The organism is Pseudomonas brassicacearum, assembly GCF_000585995.1.
Lineage (GTDB): Bacteria > Pseudomonadota > Gammaproteobacteria > Pseudomonadales > Pseudomonadaceae > Aquipseudomonas > Aquipseudomonas brassicacearum_A.
In genome coordinates, this window is record NZ_CP007410.1 from 3,936,200 (window position 1) to 3,952,386 (window position 16,187).

16 protein-coding genes are annotated in these 16,187 nt (G+C 60.2%); 4 read left to right on the forward strand and 12 right to left on the reverse strand.

What is annotated here, in order from left to right; translation table 11 throughout:
- Positions 1-5 precede the first annotated feature (5 nt).
- Both CD58_RS16585 and CD58_RS16590 read left to right on the forward strand, forming a co-directional pair.
- Entirely contained in the window at positions 6-632 is a 627-nt protein-coding gene (locus tag CD58_RS16585) for an isochorismatase family cysteine hydrolase (protein ID WP_025214122.1), read from the forward strand.
- 10 nt (positions 633-642) lie between these two features.
- Positions 643-1,851 (forward strand): MFS transporter, encoded by a 1,209-nt coding sequence (locus CD58_RS16590; RefSeq protein WP_025214123.1) that lies wholly within the window; start codon positions 643-645, stop codon positions 1,849-1,851.
- Positions 1,852-1,986: 135 nt separating this feature from the next.
- Here CD58_RS16590 and CD58_RS16595 read toward each other — a convergent pair whose 3' ends face one another.
- On the reverse strand, positions 1,987-2,538 hold the full coding sequence (locus CD58_RS16595; RefSeq protein WP_038436656.1) for a VOC family protein: 552 nt from the start codon (positions 2,536-2,538) through the stop codon (positions 1,987-1,989).
- A gap of 46 nt (positions 2,539-2,584) precedes the next feature.
- A complete protein-coding gene (locus tag CD58_RS16600; protein WP_025214125.1) occupies positions 2,585-4,015 on the reverse strand; it encodes a purine-cytosine permease family protein in 1,431 nt (476 codons plus the stop codon).
- A gap of 332 nt (positions 4,016-4,347) precedes the next feature.
- Between CD58_RS16600 and CD58_RS16605 the strand changes: the two genes are divergently transcribed.
- Positions 4,348-5,016 carry an FMN-dependent NADH-azoreductase gene (locus CD58_RS16605; RefSeq protein ID WP_025214126.1) on the forward strand — a complete coding sequence of 223 codons (669 nt, stop codon included), beginning with the start codon at positions 4,348-4,350 and terminating at the stop codon, positions 5,014-5,016.
- Between the two features lie 8 nt (positions 5,017-5,024).
- Here CD58_RS16605 and CD58_RS16610 read toward each other — a convergent pair whose 3' ends face one another.
- Together CD58_RS16610 and CD58_RS16615 are read right to left on the reverse strand one after the other, a co-directional pair.
- Positions 5,025-5,966, reverse strand: coding sequence for a LysR family transcriptional regulator (locus CD58_RS16610; protein ID WP_025214127.1), 942 nt, complete (start codon positions 5,964-5,966; stop codon positions 5,025-5,027).
- Positions 5,967-6,054: 88 nt separating this feature from the next.
- Positions 6,055-6,669 (reverse strand): DUF1989 domain-containing protein, encoded by a 615-nt coding sequence (locus CD58_RS16615; RefSeq protein ID WP_025214128.1) that lies wholly within the window; start codon positions 6,667-6,669, stop codon positions 6,055-6,057.
- 129 nt (positions 6,670-6,798) lie between these two features.
- Between CD58_RS16615 and CD58_RS16620 the strand changes: the two genes are divergently transcribed.
- Positions 6,799-7,668, forward strand: a complete 870-nt coding sequence (locus CD58_RS16620) for a LysR substrate-binding domain-containing protein (RefSeq protein WP_025214129.1) — start codon at positions 6,799-6,801, stop codon at positions 7,666-7,668.
- A 42-nt stretch (positions 7,669-7,710) separates the two neighbouring features.
- On the opposite strand, the gene CD58_RS16625 is transcribed toward CD58_RS16620, so the two are convergent.
- The 8 genes from CD58_RS16625 to CD58_RS16660 all read right to left on the reverse strand — a co-directional run bounded on the left by CD58_RS16625 (position 7,711) and on the right by CD58_RS16660 (position 16,185).
- Complete coding sequence (locus tag CD58_RS16625) at positions 7,711-9,321, reverse strand: gamma-glutamyltransferase family protein (RefSeq protein WP_025214130.1); 1,611 nt, start codon at positions 9,319-9,321, stop codon at positions 7,711-7,713.
- A 77-nt stretch (positions 9,322-9,398) separates the two neighbouring features.
- Entirely contained in the window at positions 9,399-10,178 is a 780-nt protein-coding gene (locus CD58_RS16630; protein ID WP_025214131.1) for an amino acid ABC transporter ATP-binding protein, read from the reverse strand.
- A 2-nt stretch (positions 10,179-10,180) separates the two neighbouring features.
- Positions 10,181-10,957: an amino acid ABC transporter permease gene (locus CD58_RS16635; RefSeq protein ID WP_024616527.1), complete on the reverse strand. Its 777-nt coding sequence runs from the start codon at positions 10,955-10,957 to the stop codon at positions 10,181-10,183.
- A 12-nt stretch (positions 10,958-10,969) separates the two neighbouring features.
- A complete protein-coding gene (locus tag CD58_RS16640; protein ID WP_025214132.1) occupies positions 10,970-11,776 on the reverse strand; it encodes an ABC transporter substrate-binding protein in 807 nt (268 codons plus the stop codon).
- A gap of 76 nt (positions 11,777-11,852) precedes the next feature.
- Entirely contained in the window at positions 11,853-12,521 is a 669-nt protein-coding gene (locus tag CD58_RS16645; RefSeq protein WP_025214133.1) for a GntR family transcriptional regulator, read from the reverse strand.
- A gap of 262 nt (positions 12,522-12,783) precedes the next feature.
- Positions 12,784-13,722: a helix-turn-helix domain-containing protein gene (locus CD58_RS16650; RefSeq protein ID WP_025214134.1), complete on the reverse strand. Its 939-nt coding sequence runs from the start codon at positions 13,720-13,722 to the stop codon at positions 12,784-12,786.
- 79 nt (positions 13,723-13,801) lie between these two features.
- On the reverse strand, positions 13,802-14,581 hold the full coding sequence (locus CD58_RS16655; protein ID WP_025214135.1) for a 2-keto-4-pentenoate hydratase: 780 nt from the start codon (positions 14,579-14,581) through the stop codon (positions 13,802-13,804).
- Positions 14,578-16,185, reverse strand: a complete 1,608-nt coding sequence (locus CD58_RS16660) for a bifunctional 3-(3-hydroxy-phenyl)propionate/3-hydroxycinnamic acid hydroxylase (protein WP_025214136.1) — start codon at positions 16,183-16,185, stop codon at positions 14,578-14,580. Before CD58_RS16660 ends, CD58_RS16655 begins: the two co-directional genes overlap by 4 nt.
- Positions 16,186-16,187 lie beyond the last annotated feature (2 nt).

Genomic DNA, 16,187 nt, shown 5'->3' on the forward strand with positions numbered 1-16,187 from the left:
CAGCAATGACCCAGCCTGTGTATTCCCCAACGCGAACCGGCCTGCTGTTGGTCGACCCCTATAACGATTTCCTGTCCAACGGTGGAAAGCTGTTTCCCCTGCTGGAGAACGTTGCCCAGGACGTCCACTTGCTCGACAACCTTCGCGCAAGTGTCGCGGCCGCCCGGCAACAGGGCGTCCAGGTGTTCTACGTTCCTCATCGCCGCTGGCAGCCCGGCGACTACGACAATTGGCAACACCCCAACCCGACCCAACGCCTGATCCAGCAACGCCATACGTTCGCCAAGGGCACCTGGGGCGGCGAATGGCACCCTGACTTCGTGCCTGAGGATGGCGACATCATCATCCAAGAGCACTGGGGCCAGAGCGGATTCGCCAATACCGACCTTGATTTCCAGCTCAAGCAACAAGGCATCACTCATGTGATCGTCGTAGGCCTGTTGGCAAACACCTGCATTGAATCCACAGCGCGCTTCGCCATGGAGCTGGGGTACCACGTGACGTTGGTCCGTGACGCAACGGCAGCTTTCAGCGCGGAGATGATGCACGCGGCGCACGAATTGAACGGGCCGACGTTTGCCCACAGCATCGTCGATACCCGCACGCTGACTCTGGCTTTGCAACAGCACTGAAGGGCGCGCCATGTCGTCAATCCCAGCGGTATCGAACACGATCCCTGCTCGCCTGGTTGTCGTGATGGCGGTGTGTTGCGCCCTCGCCGTAGCGGCCATTTATTACCACCAACCACTCCTGCCACTGATGGCCGCCTCATTCGGGCTGACGCCAACACAAGCTGGCCTGATCGCCACCTTGACACAACTCGGCTATGGCATCGGCCTGCTGCTCATCGTGCCACTCGCTGATTGCCGGCAGCCACGCAGGCTGGCGCTGTGGGCCATCGGCGCGAATACCGCCGCGTTGCTCGCCTGCGCCGCCGCGCCGAGCTTCGCGCTGCTGTGCGCGAGCAGCTTGGTGGTGGGCGTGACGGCGGTTACCGCACAGCTCATCATTCCTGCGCTATCGGGGCTGGCCGCACCGGTGGAGCGAGGCCGGGTCGTGGGCACCTTGCTGAGCGGCCTGTCGGCGGGATTATTGCTTGCACGAACGGTCGGCGGCGTGGTCGGCGAGCACGCGGGTTGGCGTGCGGTATTCCTGATGGCCTCGCTCGTCGATGGGCTGTTACTGGTCATCGTTGCCAAAAACCTGCCGGCCATGCCCCGCGTCGCCTCGATCCGCTACGGCGAATTGATGCGTTCGTTGGGCAGCCTGTTACGCGAGGAGCGCGTGTTGCGTTTCAGCGCAGCGAGCGGCTTCCTGATATTCGCCGCCTTCAGTTCCCTGTGGGCCACGCTGGCTGCGCTGCTGACACAACCACCTTACGGCTTCGGTTCCACCACCATTGGCCTGTTTGGCCTGGTGACTGTGCTGGGTATCGTCGCATCGCCACGCATAGGCGCATTGGCCGACCGCCTGGGCGCACGCACCGTAGCCCTGGCCGGCGCGATTTTTCTGGCCGTGGGCTTCGCTTGCATCGCCGCCGGCGGACGAAGCCTTGGTTGGCTGATCATCGGCATGGTGCTGTTGGATCTCGGCAATCGTACTGGTCTGGTCGCGAACCAGGCACGGATTCATACCCTGCGCCCAGAGGCGCGCAGCCGACTCAATACCGTGTTCATGGGGTCATACTTCCTCGGCGGCGCGGTCGGTGCGGCACTGGGCAACTACGGCGTGCACCGGGCTGGCTGGATCGGTCTTGCCGCAGTGGGTGCGCTGCTCGCCGTGGCGGCGACAACCATCAGCGCCCTCTCACCACGCGACTCACGCGTCACGCTGATGGACGCGTGTCCGTAAGTCATAGACGGCAACCGGTTGCTCAGCTATCAGGAAGCAGGGTTGATTCCAACGGCAGATGGCGGATATCCGACACGAGCCCGGGCGTGTGAACTGCGGTCAGCGCCCGGACCATGCCTGTGATGCCGCGTGAGTTTATGCCCGCGGCGGATACCAGGACTCAGGCTCTGGGTAATCCCAATCGGCAGGAAAAGCATAGGTTTCAAACACGGTGGTGGTATCGGCCTCGGTGCCGAAGAACGCGAAATGATTCACGCCCATCCAGGAGCCGGACTGCACGCACTTGAAGCCGCGGCGTTGCAGTTCAGCGATACGGTCTTCAAACGGGATGTTGTTGCAGTCATACGCAACGTGCTGGATACCTTCGCCATGCTTGTCCAGGAAATCGGCAAAAATCGTCGGGCCGGACACCGGTTCCATCAACTCCCAGATCATGTTTCCGGACTGGGCGAAGCAGACTTTCAGCACAAACTCGGCCGGCTCACCGTGGTAGGTCTGGTCCTGGGTGTTTTCCGGGCTGAAGGTGTATACCCGCCACGGGCCGATCCCCAGCTTGAGCAAGCCATCCATGGTGCGCTTGTGGTCACGGGTCACAATCGCAATCTCCACGACATTACCCAGGAACGCATCGATCTCGACGCCGGCATTCAACGCGGCCAGTACATTGGTTTGTTCAAGATGAGACATTTGCAATAACCTCTTTAATGATTGAATCGTTTCACAGCACTAACGTTTACTTAACCATCACCGTCGAGTGAACAACTTCTATTCGTCGGGAACGGTGCAATACGTAATAAATACCGCCGCCCACGCCAAACCCTGCCAGCCAGGATAAATCAATACCGCCCAATGCCATGGCGAGAGGGCCTTGAAGCGATTTAATGGTGCCCACTTGAAATAACCATGCCGCCAGCACACCGGCCGCAAGTGCAAATACGCCTTTCCAGTTCACGTCAGTGCAGGCACTTTCCAAGTGATGACAATAAAGCGACTTCAGATCGACCTGTCCCCGGCGAATCAGAAAGAAATCCACCAGCGTGATGCCCGCCCAAGGACTGATCCACACCACGAAAAACACCATCAGGTTTTCGAAGGCATGCACAAACTCGCCCGATTGCAGGAACAGATAAAGGAGGAACAGCGCCACCACGCCTGAGATCGTCGATACCGCCCAGCGCGGCAATCGTAGATCCAGGGACAACGTTGCCAATGCGGCCGAGTAAATGACCACGATGTTGGTGGCCACCGGACCATGTAACAGCACCAGGAGTACCGGCAACGCCATCGTGCCGAAGACGGCAATGATCAGTTGTGCTGGATCCGAGCCGGCACCCGCGGACGCAATCGCCGCGCCAAGAAACGCCAGCCACACGGTAGGCAGGAACATCCCGAGAAACGTCGACCGGAACACCTGGCCATCGGACAGTTTGGCCTGGGTGAAACGGGTGTAGTCCGAGGCGTATACCAGCCACGAAATACCCCAGCCGATCCCGATTGCCGTCATGAGGCTACTCATGGCAGACAGCTTGCCAATGCCCGCGACCGTGGAGGTCTGCCACTGGATATCCACATGGGTGAAGGCCAATCCGGTCATCACCACCATGATCAGGAGAATCACCGGCATGGTGTAGCGTTCAAAGCACTTGATGGCATTGAAGCCCCAGGCCGCGATACCGACCTGAAGGACCATGACGGCCAAGGCAATAGCGTACTTGAGCTCCATGCCACCGTTGATGCCGACTCTTTCCAGGGCGGCCACCGCCAAATCAAGCACTACCCAGGTGTTGGTGGCGACCCATCCCATCGGCATCAGTACCTGCATGAGGGTGGGCAAGTAGGCACCGCGTCGGCCGAACGCCAGCCGGGAGAGCACCATTTGCGGCACCCCTGTGCGGTGACCCATGATGCAGATGCCGCCGAACAGGGCCGCGCCCAACAGATTGCCGACCACGATCACCAGCAGGGTTTCAATCAGGCTCAGCCCCAGCTGGATACCGATGGCACCCAACACCCAGTTGATCGGAGCCACATTCGCTCCCGCCCAGATCCAGAACTGGTCCAACGGTGTAGAAGTACGCTGGCAATCGGGCACGGGCTCAAGGCCCAGTGCATCATAATTGGCCTCATTCATTAAGCTATTTTCAGATTCACGACGCGTTGACATTATTGTTTTCCTCGCTGACCGGCGACCACGTGAATCGCCCCGAGCCATTAAAGCGAGGCCTGCATGTTTAGGTAATTGATAATAACTAAACCGGCCTTTAGAAAAATCACCGCATTAAGTTCTTCTCAATTGCACAAACAAACCAAACATGAAACATCCACGCCCGCAGCGAAAACCAAAGAAGTTTCCAGACCGACCGACAAAGAAAAATCGCTTATTGAGTTTTATTTAACTGCATTCAAATAAATGTCAATAGCCGAACACCTGAGGGCGTGGCCAACTTGCTCCAGTCGCTGAAGTAATTCCACTTCAGAATGAACGGGAAACATGAAATGACCACCCTTCTTCACATCGATGCCAGCGCACGATCCGACCGCTCACTGAGCCGTAAATTGTCCCAGGCATTTGTCGAAGCCTGGCTTGAACGCGACGGCAAGACCCAGATCATCGCCCGTGACGTTGGACACAACCCTCCGCCCTTCGTGACAGAAGCCTGGATTGCCGCGGTCTTTACGCCCGAAGAGCACCTGACACCCGAAAAGCGCGAGGAGATTCGCCTCTCGGATGAACTGATCGATGAGATCGATCGCGCCGACGTCATCGTGATCGGCACCCCGATGTACAACTACGGGATGCCGGCCGCCCTCAAGTCCTGGTTCGATAAAGTGATTCGCATCGGAAAGACCTTCACCTTTGACTTGGCCCGGGGCGACTATCCGTTGGAACCCATCATGAGCGGCAAGAAGCTGGTGATCCTGTCTTCCCGCGGTGAATTCGGATTCGGTCCCGGTGGCGTTCGTGAAACCATGAACCACCTGGACACTCACATACAAACCTGTGCGCACTATCTGGGCGTAAACGAAACCCATGTCATCTCCATCGACTATCAGGAGTTTGGCGACGCTCGCCATGAAGCCTCCATCGCCAATGCCTTCGATGCCGTTCCGGTTCTGGTCAGGCAAATGATTGAAGAACGCCACAGCCAGCTATCTCCGGCCTGACTTTCTCCTCAGGACGTGAGCGCCAGTTGATGTCCTGCCAGGTCATTCAAGGCAGTGCCCCTGAATGACCTAGCCTCGCCCAGGAGCCATTCCCTGAACAATGCCAGGCTGCGCCGTGGACTGCCGTTGTGGCCTTCGATCAGATGGTAGGTAAAACCTGGCAAGGTGGGGCCCTCCACCCGACGAATGCGCCCGGAGCGAAGCTCATCGTCAATCAACACATCGCTGCATAGCAAGGGCCCCAAGCCCCGCTCCAGCGCATGCAGCGCGAGGGTTTCCTCGCTGTACCAGGAGATGCGCAAATCCCCGGTCGTGCCGTGCTTCATCCCGGCCAGCCAGACCGACCATGAGGGCGCCTCGAGCGCCTGGTTCTTCCATTTGAACGCCAGTAGCGGGCGATTATGAAAGTCGCTCATCGTTGCGTTGCGGTCGACCGGGCAAATACGCCTATCGGCGACTGCGATGAACCGGTCCTCGAACAGCACGGGGCCCTGCACATCAGCATCGACCGGCCCATATCGAATCGCCAGATCGACAGCGTCTGAACGCAGATCCACGACTTTCTCCGAGGCGTGGATGGACACTACGATGTTCGGATAAATCTCGTTGAACTTCGCCAGGCGCGGCATGAGCCATCGCTCCGCGAATGCCCGCGTGGTGGAAACCTGGACGGCATCACCCTCCTTTGCCCCGCCTAACAGGGCGAACGCCTGGGCAATCTGGTCAAAACCGTCTCGCAACAGCGGATAGATCGCTTTACCGGCGGGCGTGAGGGTCAATGTCCGGCCCCTTTCCAGAAGCTTCTGCCCCAACCCGTCTTCCAATTGCCGAACTTGATGACTGACCGCGGCGACCGTTACAGAAAGCTCGTTGGCAGCGGCAGAAAAACTCTGGTGACGTGCGACAGCCTCAAACGCTCGCACGGAATTCAGAGGCGGTATTTTGCGCATGGCTTTCTCCGGACACCCGACTGAGGTGCTTGTGACGGCTTCAGTGTCCTGCTGACAGACCACTTCCGCCAGCAGGTTTGGCGGTCTGTCAGAGGATGCAGTAGTGAACGTCCTGGGGCCACATCCCATTGACTGCCGTGATGTCTTGGGGGCAAGCGGACAGCACCACAATAGCGTCCATTTCCGCTTTGAGGCAGACATATTGCCCAGGCTGACTGACAGGCTCGGCGAACGCAATCCGCCCGTCCTGATGAACGGGAACGTTCATGAAGAGGTTCAAGGGGCTCGGCGTTTCGGGCGCAACCAAGCCGATGGCGTCCAGGGCCTGAAAGAGGTTTTCATTGCAACTGTCATGATGGCCGACAACGCCCAGTTGAACGTAACGAGTCGGATCACAAGCGGCGACCAGTGTGTCGTGGACACCCGGCGTGGTGTCCTCGATGAGCGTCAGGATCTGACGGCGTTTGTTGGTCAGGAAACTGTCACCTTGACCGGGGTTGAGCTTCAACCAGTAGGGACGACTGTGCTCCATGGACATGGCTTCCCGGAGGTCGTCCGGGTTGAAGGCCCAGGTGTCTACGACCTGTTTGCCATGGGTGTTGATCACCTGGAGGGCTTGCCCCTGATTCAGCCGGATCGCGACACCCCGCCGAGCAGGCAAAAGGACCCGCTCACCGGGGCAAGTCGAAGCCATTGTATTCATGTCGCTGTTCTCCTCTGCGAGCTGATGGACGGCGGACCGTGTACCTGCAATCCAAGGAAAACACAGAAGAAACCCTCAAACCAATAATATAAAGTGGCCCCGGTATAAGTTAAATCTATAGGGTGGCCCATGCGAATCCGGCAGCTTGAGTGCTTCAGAACCTTGATGATCCACGGCACCATGACCCGCGCGGCAGAGCTTTTGAATATTTCTCAGCCGGCCATCAGCAGTACCATCGCCAACCTGGAACATGAAACCGGTCTCAAGTTGTTCGTGCGCAAAGGCGGACGCTTGCAACCCACCCCTGAAGCCCGCTTGTTTTTCGTCGAGGCTGAGCGGGCGCTGGAGGCCGTGGAGAAAACCCAGCGCATCGCCAAGGAAATCCGCACAGGAAAACGCGGCCATCTGGCGATCGCCGCCTACGCCAGCATTTCCATCAGTCTGCTGCCCCGCTTGATGGCCGAATTCGCTAAAGAGCGCCCGGGCCTGGAGCTCAAGATCATCACCCGAAACTCCCAGTCCGTTCGCGAGTTGATCACTACGCAGCAATTCGACATGGCCATTGCCGAACTGCCGCTCGACTACCCGACATCGTGCATGGAGGTGATTTCCTATGAATGCCAGTGCATGGTGCCGATCGGTCACCCCCTTGCAGAACTGGACGTGATTACCCCGGCGGACCTGGATGGCGTGCCATTCGTTTCGCTGTTCAAGGGCGACCCGATCTACCAGCAGTTGGCCATGGCCTTTTCGGCGTACGGGTCATCCTGGAACGTGGTGGCCGAGACAGAATTCTTCGCCACGGCATGCGAATTGGTCGGCGCCGGAATGGGTGTCGGGATCGTCGATCCGGTGGTCAGCCGACCCTTCACCCGCAACCTGGTCCTCAAGCCCTTCAAGCCTGCAATCAAGTACGACATCGCGCTGCTGCTCCCCTCGCAGGAGGAGCCGTCACAACTGGCGCGTGAGTTTGCGCACTTCCTCAAGCAGTCGCTTTGAAGGGCCTGCTGATCGTTGAGCGCCGCGGCCCTAAGCGCAAACTTATAGGACCGCGATATGGGAATCCGCCCTCGGTTCGGTCCCACCACACAACACACCGCTGACAGGGTCGCGCAGTATGATTTGACCGCGCCCGTAGTCGGTCAAGTCGCTGGCGATCTGCACCTGATGACCACGCCGGGCCAAGGCATTGGCCAAGTCGCGGGGGGCACCTTGCTCAATCCCGACCTTCATCCCGCCCAGCCATTGCCAACGCGGCGCGTCCAGGGCCGCCTGCGGGTTGAGGCCGAAATCCACCAGGTTCATGACCATCTGCACGTGCCCTTGGGGCTGCATATAGCCGCCCATCACGCCGAAAGGACCGAGGGCCTGGCCGTTCTGGGTGAGGAAGCCAGGGATGATGGTGTGGAAGGTCTTCTTGCCCGGGGCCAGGCAGTTGGCGTGTTTCGCGTCGAGACTGAACTCCTGTCCACGATTCTGCAGGGCGATACCGCTGTCGGGCAGCACCACGCCGGAACCGAATCCGTGGTAGTTGCTCTGGATGAAGGAAACCATGTTGCCCTCTCCGTCAGCGGTAGCCAGGTACACCGTGCCGCTGGCATGGGGATCACCGGGCTTGGGAGGCTGGGCCTGTTCACCGATCTGCCCGCGGCGTCGGGCGCTGTATTCGTCACTCAGTAAATCAGCCACCGCCACGCGCATGTGCAACGGGTCGGTGATGTAGTGCAGGCCATCGCTGTAGGCCAGCTTCATAGCCTCCAGTTGGCGATGCCAGGTCTGCTGGCTGTCACGGTGATCGAAGCTGAAGCCTTCGAGTATCTTCAGCGCCATCAAGGCCACCAGGCCCTGGCCACTCGGCGGGATCTCCCAGACATCGACCCCGCGGTAGTTGACGTGGATCGGCTCGACCCACTGGGCTCGATAATCCTGGAGATCGGTGGCCCGCAGGTAGCCACCCGTGGCGCGGGAATGGGCATCCAGGCGCTCGGCCAACGTGCCGCGATACAGGCTTTCGCAGCGGGTGGCGGCCAGTTCTTCGAGGGTGCGGGCTTGGGCGGGGTTGCGGAAGATCTCGCCGGCCCGGGGCGCGCGGCCCTCGATCAGGAAGGTATCGAACCAGGCCTCCAGGACCTGGTCGCGATCGGGTGCGAGCTCGTCCACGGCGACCTGCCATTGATGGGCAACCACCGGTGACACGGCAAAACCGTCCCGCGCGAGGCTGATTGCCGGTTGCAACAACTGGGCAAAAGGCAGCTTGCCGAAGCGTAGCGACAACTCGGCCCAGGCCGATGGGCAACCCGGAACAGTCACCGGGGTCCAGCCATGAATCGGCATCTGCTCATGACCGGCCGCCTTGACCGCTTCGACACTCAGGGCTGCCGGGGCATGACCGTTACCGTTGAGGCCATGCAGTTGGCCCTTGCACCAGACCAAGGCGAAGGCGTCACCGCCAATGCCGCAACCGGTGGGCTCGACCACCGTCAGCACCGCCGCCGTGGCGATGGCGGCATCGATGGCATTGCCGCCCTTTTGCATCATCTCGATACCCGCCTGGGCCGCCAGGGGCTGGGACGCGGCGACCATGCCCCGACGGGCAAAAACGCTCTGGCGTTGCGAGGGATAAGGGTACTCGTGGGCAGAAAATTTCAGCATGGCTAAGGCTCTTCAACACAAGGGTTCATTGACCGGATTTTGATTCGGTTGCGTTCCAGGGGCATCGGCTGGACGGGTCATAACACCCGACTGAGGAACGCCCGGGTACGAGGGTGAACGGGATGACTGAAGATCTGCTCCGGCGGACCTTGCTCGATGAGCTCGCCCTGATCCAGGACCACCACACGGTCGGCCACCTCGCGGGCAAACCCCATTTCATGGGTCACCACCACCATGGTCATGCCCTCCTCCGCCAACGCCTTCATCACTTGCAACACCTCGCCAACGGTTTCCGGGTCGAGGGCACTGGTGGGCTCGTCGAACAGCATGGCCTGGGGTTTCATGGCCAGGGCACGGGCGATCGCCACCCGCTGTTGTTGCCCGCCGGAGAGCATGGAGGGGTAGTGGTTGGCCTTATCTGCGAGGCCAACCCGCTCGAGCAAAACACGGGCCTGCTCCAGCGCTTCGGCACGAGGCATCCCGAGCACCTGGATCGGCGCCTCAATGATGTTCTCCAACGCCGTCATGTGGGGGAACAGGTTGAAGCGTTGGAACACCATGCCGATATCCCGGCGCTGGCGGGCGATGTTGCGCTCCGAGTCGCGCACCAGGCTGCCATCGGCCCGTTCGCGATAGCCCATGGCCCGGCCATTGACGCGGATGCGCCCGCCCTGGATGTCTTCCAGCAGATTGATGCAGCGGATAAAGGTGGTCTTGCCGGAGCCGGAGGCCCCGATCAGGACCACCACTTCACCGCGCCGCACTTGCAGGGAAATGCCCTTGAGGATCTGCAGCTCGCCAAAGGATTTGTGAACCTCCAGTGCCTCGATGATCAGTTCTTCACTTTTGTGCGCCATGGCTAACGTGCCCTCAGCAGGTTCAGGGTGCTGCGACCGAACATCCGCGTCGACGCCGGCGGTGGTGACGAGGGCCGGTCCGATTGGCCGAAGCGGGCCTCCAGCCAGCGCTGGAAGAATCCCCAAAGGGTGGTCAGCAGCAGGAAATAGATCGCCACCACCAGGTACAGTTCGAACACCCGGAACGTCGCCGAAGTGACCATCTGGGTGCTGAGCAGCAGTTCCTGTACGCCGATCACGCTGACCAACGTGGTGTTCTTGAGCATCACGTTGAACTCGTTGCCCAGCGGCGGAACGATGACTCGGAACGCCTGGGGCAGGACGATGCGCCGCATCAGCTTGGCGAACGTCATGCCCAGGGAGCGCCCGGCCTCGTATTGGCCCTTGTCCACCGCGCCGATCCCGGCCCGGATGATCTCGGCCATGTAGGCACCTTCGTTGAGGCCCAAGGCAATGATCGCCGCTTGGATATTGCCGGGAATCACCAGGCCGAACAGGTCGATGTCTTCGAAACGAAAAATCCCGCCGGCGGCCAGTGCGGTGTAGAGAAAGACAATCTGCACCAGCAACGGCGTGCCACGCATCAGCCACACATAAAAGCGCACCGGCAAATGCAGCAACGGATTGCTCGACAACCGCAGCAACGCCGCGGCCAGCCCGAGCGCACAGCCCAACAGCATCGCCAACACACTGATCAGGCAAGTCAGCCACAGCCCGGTGAGGTAGACCCCGCTGGGCTGCAACAGGTACTGCCAAAACACATCCCAATTGAAATTCATCGACGCCTTACCTCAATCGAGAGTGTCACTGGCGACATGCCATTTGCTGAGGAGTTGGCTATAGCTGCCATCGCTGCGCATGTCGCTGATCACCTGCTGCACCGCCGCCGTCAGTTGCGGATCGTCCTTGCGGATCCCGAGGCCGGTGAGAATCCGGCTGAACGCGGGAACCCCTTCCTCGAACAAATCCGGGGCCATGGCGGCGTAATAACCGGCGGTTTCCACGGTGGTGCCGTAGGCATCGACCTGGCTGATGCGCAGGGCCTGGAAAGCATCGGTGTCGGTGTTGTAGACCACCAGCTTCATCCCAGGCTTGCCGGATTTGGCCAGGGTTTCGTTCTCGGCGTCGAGCAGGGTCTTGATGGTGGAACCATTGAGCACCGCGACCTTGTGTCCGGAGAGGTCCGGGAGCGTCTTGAGGCCCTTCGGATTGCCCTTGGGCACGACCACCGCCTGGCTGGAGTACATGTAGTTGACGATATCGATCACCTCGCGGCGCTCGGGCTTGTCGAACAGCTGGTCGACGATCATGTCGCACTGCTTGGCCAGCAAGGCCGGGAGCAATCCGGAAAAGGGAATGACGCGCCATTCGACCTTTTTGTCGCCCAGGCGCTTGGCGATTTCCAGCCCCAGGTCAACGGTCAAGCCCCTGGGCTTCTGCGCTTCATCGAAGGACACCAGGGGCGGCGAATCCATGCCCGAGCAATAGACGAGTTTGTCGACCTTGAGCAAGCGCTCCGGAACCACGGGCGCGGCAACCGCCCATTGAGCACAGAATCCCAAGGATAAAGCGGCAACCAACAGGTGAGGCTTATGCATGACCAGACACTCCAGTTCAGTTAGTAACGGGCAGTACTCAAAGTCAAAACACGGGCAGGTTCATGGCCTGCTCTCGTTATTTTTTCGCTTGCAGAAACTTGATCAACTCAGGGACGGTGCCTTCGATGTGCGCGCGGACCACCGCCTCGGCCTTATCGGCATCGCCAGCGCGAATGGCGTCGAGAATCACCGCGTGCTCCTCGCGCGCGCTCAAAGGCTTTTCCACGTGCTGCAGCCATAGACGCATGGGCGCCTCGATCAGGGCGTAGAGGGCACTGATCTGCTTCAGCAATCGAGGCCGGCCGCTGAGGCTGCACAGGTACTCATGAAAGGCGCGATGCCGGCTGACCCACTCAGCGCTTTCCTCGCGGTAGTCGTCCATCTCGTCCAACAAACGCTCCAGGGCGGCCAATTGGCGCGGGCCAATACGCTCCACCGCGACGCGCACTGCCAGGCCTTCGAGGGCGCTGCGCATCTCGAAGACTTCGTGCAACTCATCGATATCCAGGCCGCTGACGATGGCGCCGCGATTGGGCCGAAGCGTCACCAGGCCTTGGGCATCCAATCGGCGAAAGGCCTCGCGTACCGGCATCCGGCTCATACCGATCTCGTTGGCGATGTCCTCGGCGATCAGCCGGTCCCCCTTGCGTAACCGACCGCCACAAATGGCGTCCAGCAAGAAGCTGTACGCCTCCTCCTCGGCGGTCATCGGCGGACGTTCAGCAAAAGTCGGAACGAATTGCATGGCAGCACCCTTTGAATTTTTGTATCCAATTATCCATAAATTCAAAAAAGCAGAATACGTGCCAACAGCTTCCGCCACGGCGCAAGTGATTGATTTAAAGGAATAGAAGCTGAAAACAGGCCTTTGGGGCTTCCATGGAACCGCAGGTTAATCCCACAGATGTGCTACCAAATGGCTCAGGCGCCGCCCATTAACGTGCAGAGCGGTAGCCAGGTAACACCGCTGGAAACGATTGGGAAGTATCAGGCCCCTTGCAAGCCAATTATCCCGCCCGCGGTGTATCGGAGGGGGACTCACCGAACAACGCTCGGTAATGGGTCGCGAAGTGGCTCAGGTGGAAAAACCCCATCGCTACGGCGATCTCACCGACGTTCAACGCCGTTGCGCGGGTCGTGATCAAACGTCGCCGCACGGCATTGAGCCTAAGGTTGCGCAGGTACTCCACCGGACGCATCCCGGTAACCGCCTGGAAACTGTTCTGAAGGGTCCTGCGGCTCACCCGCAATTGCTCGCACAAATCGAGAATGCTCAGTGGTGTATCGCCGCTGGCTACCACCAGTTCCTGGCAGCGCTTGACCAGGTAGGCACTGACGGTAACGTTGCCGCGACGGCCACGCACCTCATCCGAGGCGTGACTGAACAAATCGAGGAAGGCGTTGAGCAGAACATCTTCCAGCATCTTTTCCGAGGCTGGATTGATGGCATCCGTTTGCTCCAAGAGCTGACGAAACAGCGGATGGATCCTTTGCTGGACCCTCGACAGCACCGCCTCGTCCACGCTGATCTGCGACTCGCTTTTCAAGCGCTTGAGTTGTTCGTTCGACAATTCGCAAGCCGCCAGCTTGGCAAAACGTACCGTGTCGACGTTAACCGCGAAGAAGTGCGTACCGGCCGGGGCATGCAAGACAAAGTCCTCGCCATCGCGCAATAGCACCACGCTCCGGGACCCAACCTGATGCCCTTGGACCACTGGTGCACTGCCCAGCGACATGGCAATGCACAAACGCCCTTTCGGTGCACAGCCTCGCTGCACCACACGCTTATCCAGCACTTCCTGGAAAATCTGAAAACGATCGGCGCAGATCTGCCGCAGCTCGCTGGAAAGGCATCCGCGACCGAGTTGGTCATAGACTTGTTGCCAGCCCAGGATGGACCCAGCGTGTTGTTGGGGATCATTGAAGGTACGGACTTCGGCGAACATGATCATCGTTCCTCGGTGGCCCGGTTTTTATTCTCACCCGGTCATGAGCTGCGCGGCCCTCCCTGACAATGGCGTTACTTCACAAGTCGTCAGCGCCTGCCTGGAAAACCAAAGCCAGTTCCATGCCAAGCATGTGTAACCGGTACTCGGCGGCCTGGATAGCCATGGGTGGCAGCAACGCCCCGGACAACACGACCTGGCCCGCTTCAACGCACTGACCGTCAGCCAGCAATCGCCGAATCAACCAACACAGGTTGGCCAACGGCGAGTCTTCCCGCGCCTGAGTATCACCGATGCCGCAGAACACCCCATCACATTCCAGACGGTAGGTCAGGCGAGCCAGTTGAGCGGGATCGCACCTGACCCGCGAGCCAACGCAATAGAGGCCTGCCGCCGCGTTGTCAGCAAGAAAAGCCCCAACGCCAAAGCTCCAACCTTGCCACCGGCAGTCGGCGATCTCGAACGCGGGCGCGACCTCGGACACGGCCGCCAGAATCGCCTCATCAGTGTAATCGCCAGGCACCAGCGTGCGTCCCAGGACAAACGCCAGTTCGATCTCCAGCTTGGGCTGGATCAGCCGTGCGAGCGCCACCGAGCTGCCTGGCTGGACGGCCATGGCATCGGTAAGGCCGCCCAAGACCGGTTCATGGACACCCATTCGTTTCTGTGCCGCGCTGCCGGCGAAGGCGACCTTCCAACCGGTCAGTTGCTCACCACGCACCTGACGCTGACGCAATGCCTCGCGCTGTAGGGCGTAACCCGTCGGCAGATCGAGTTCCAGGGACGCCAACGGCGGCAAGGCTTGCACAGATCGCTCGGCATGATGGAGCCGGGTCACGAGTTCGTCTTCCTGCCTCATGAGAGTTGCCCCGCCAGTTTGCGCAACACGCCATCAAGCCGCTCCGGCGTAGTGATGGCGGCAACGAATCGGTCCGGCCGAACGACGACGATGCAATCACGCACCTTGGAAAACCACTCGCCCAGCCGGTTATCCACGTCCTCGACACAGATCGCGCCGTTGGCCGATAACGGTTGGTTGCGGCCTTTGCCGCTGCGAGACCGATTGACCTGGATGAAGCGCGTGTCCCAGCCCGCCCAATAGGCCGCGGTCTGCTCACTGAGCTGCTCGCTCGGATTGACCCGATACCCCAGCACCGCATAGGAGTGTCCCAACACCTCGTCCAAGCGCCGCCGCTGGCCTTGGGCATCTTCGATAGCCGGCTGTATGAACAGCTGCCCGACCAGATCATCCTCGTGCAGCTCGGTACGCTCGTGATAAACCAGGCCCTTGGTAATGGTGGCCTTGGGTTTGAACTTGAATTCAAGCAAGTGGGAGCGGAGGTTGTCGACGCTGTTGACGGCCTGGAACAGCCAGTCCCGTACACCCGCCATCAGCGGATTGGTCAACCCCAGTACCGCGCCCATGTTGTCGGCCAATGCAATGAGGTCCGTCGCATGTCCACGACGCTCCTGGTCGTAGCTGGAAAGAATCGATGGCGACGCTCGTCCCTGGAGGATGGCGGCGATTTTCCAGGCGACGTTGGCGACATCCCGCAGGCCCGAGTTGAGCCCCTGCCCGGCCCAGGGCGGGGAAATATGCGCTGCATCCCCCACCAACGCCACACGCCCCTCGACAAAACGCGCCGCCACCCGGGAGTTATGGGTGTAGGCGCGGATCCGAATGATCTCCAGTTGGTCCACCGCATCGCCGATCTGTCCACGAATCAAGCCCCGGATAGTGGCCTCTTCGCACATCAGGGTTTCGTCTTCACCTTCCAGAAGCATGAACTCCCAACGACGTTGCTGGTACGGCAGGTAAATGCAGACGAAGGGCCGCTGCGGGTCGGCATGCAAGGCCGTATAAGGTGCATCCAGGGTGTCGTTGGCCGTATCGATCACCACCCACTTGCGCGGATGGGTCAGCCCCAGCAGCTCGATCCCGAGCTTCTTGCGCACGCTGGAACGTCCGCCATCCGCGCCGATCACGTACTGCGCCTGTAACTGATACAGCTCACCCCGGGCGTCGCGCACCTGCAACGTCACGCCTTGCGCATCCTGCGTCAAATCAAGCATTTCATGGCCCTGGCGCAACTCGACATTCGCGTGTTTGCCCAGTTGCTCACGCAACGTCCCTTCAAGCAGCTGCTGCATGAAGATGTTGCGCATCGGCCAGCCATAGTGGGCAGTGCTCGGTTTGACCTCGGCAAAACAGACGCCTCGCGCATTGTAGTAACGCAAGGGCACATCGCAGATCATGTCACGCACGGCCAGTTCAGCGATGCCGATGCCCTGCAACACACGCAGTGCCTCATCATCCATGCCCACCGCGCGCGGATACGGCAGTATGCCGTCCGCCAACTCAAGGACGACGCAGTCGATCCCGTACAGCCCCATGTAATGGGCCGCGGTGATCCCGTTCGGGCCGCCGCCCACGATGACAACCTGGGTTTTCTCCTGCTTCATCG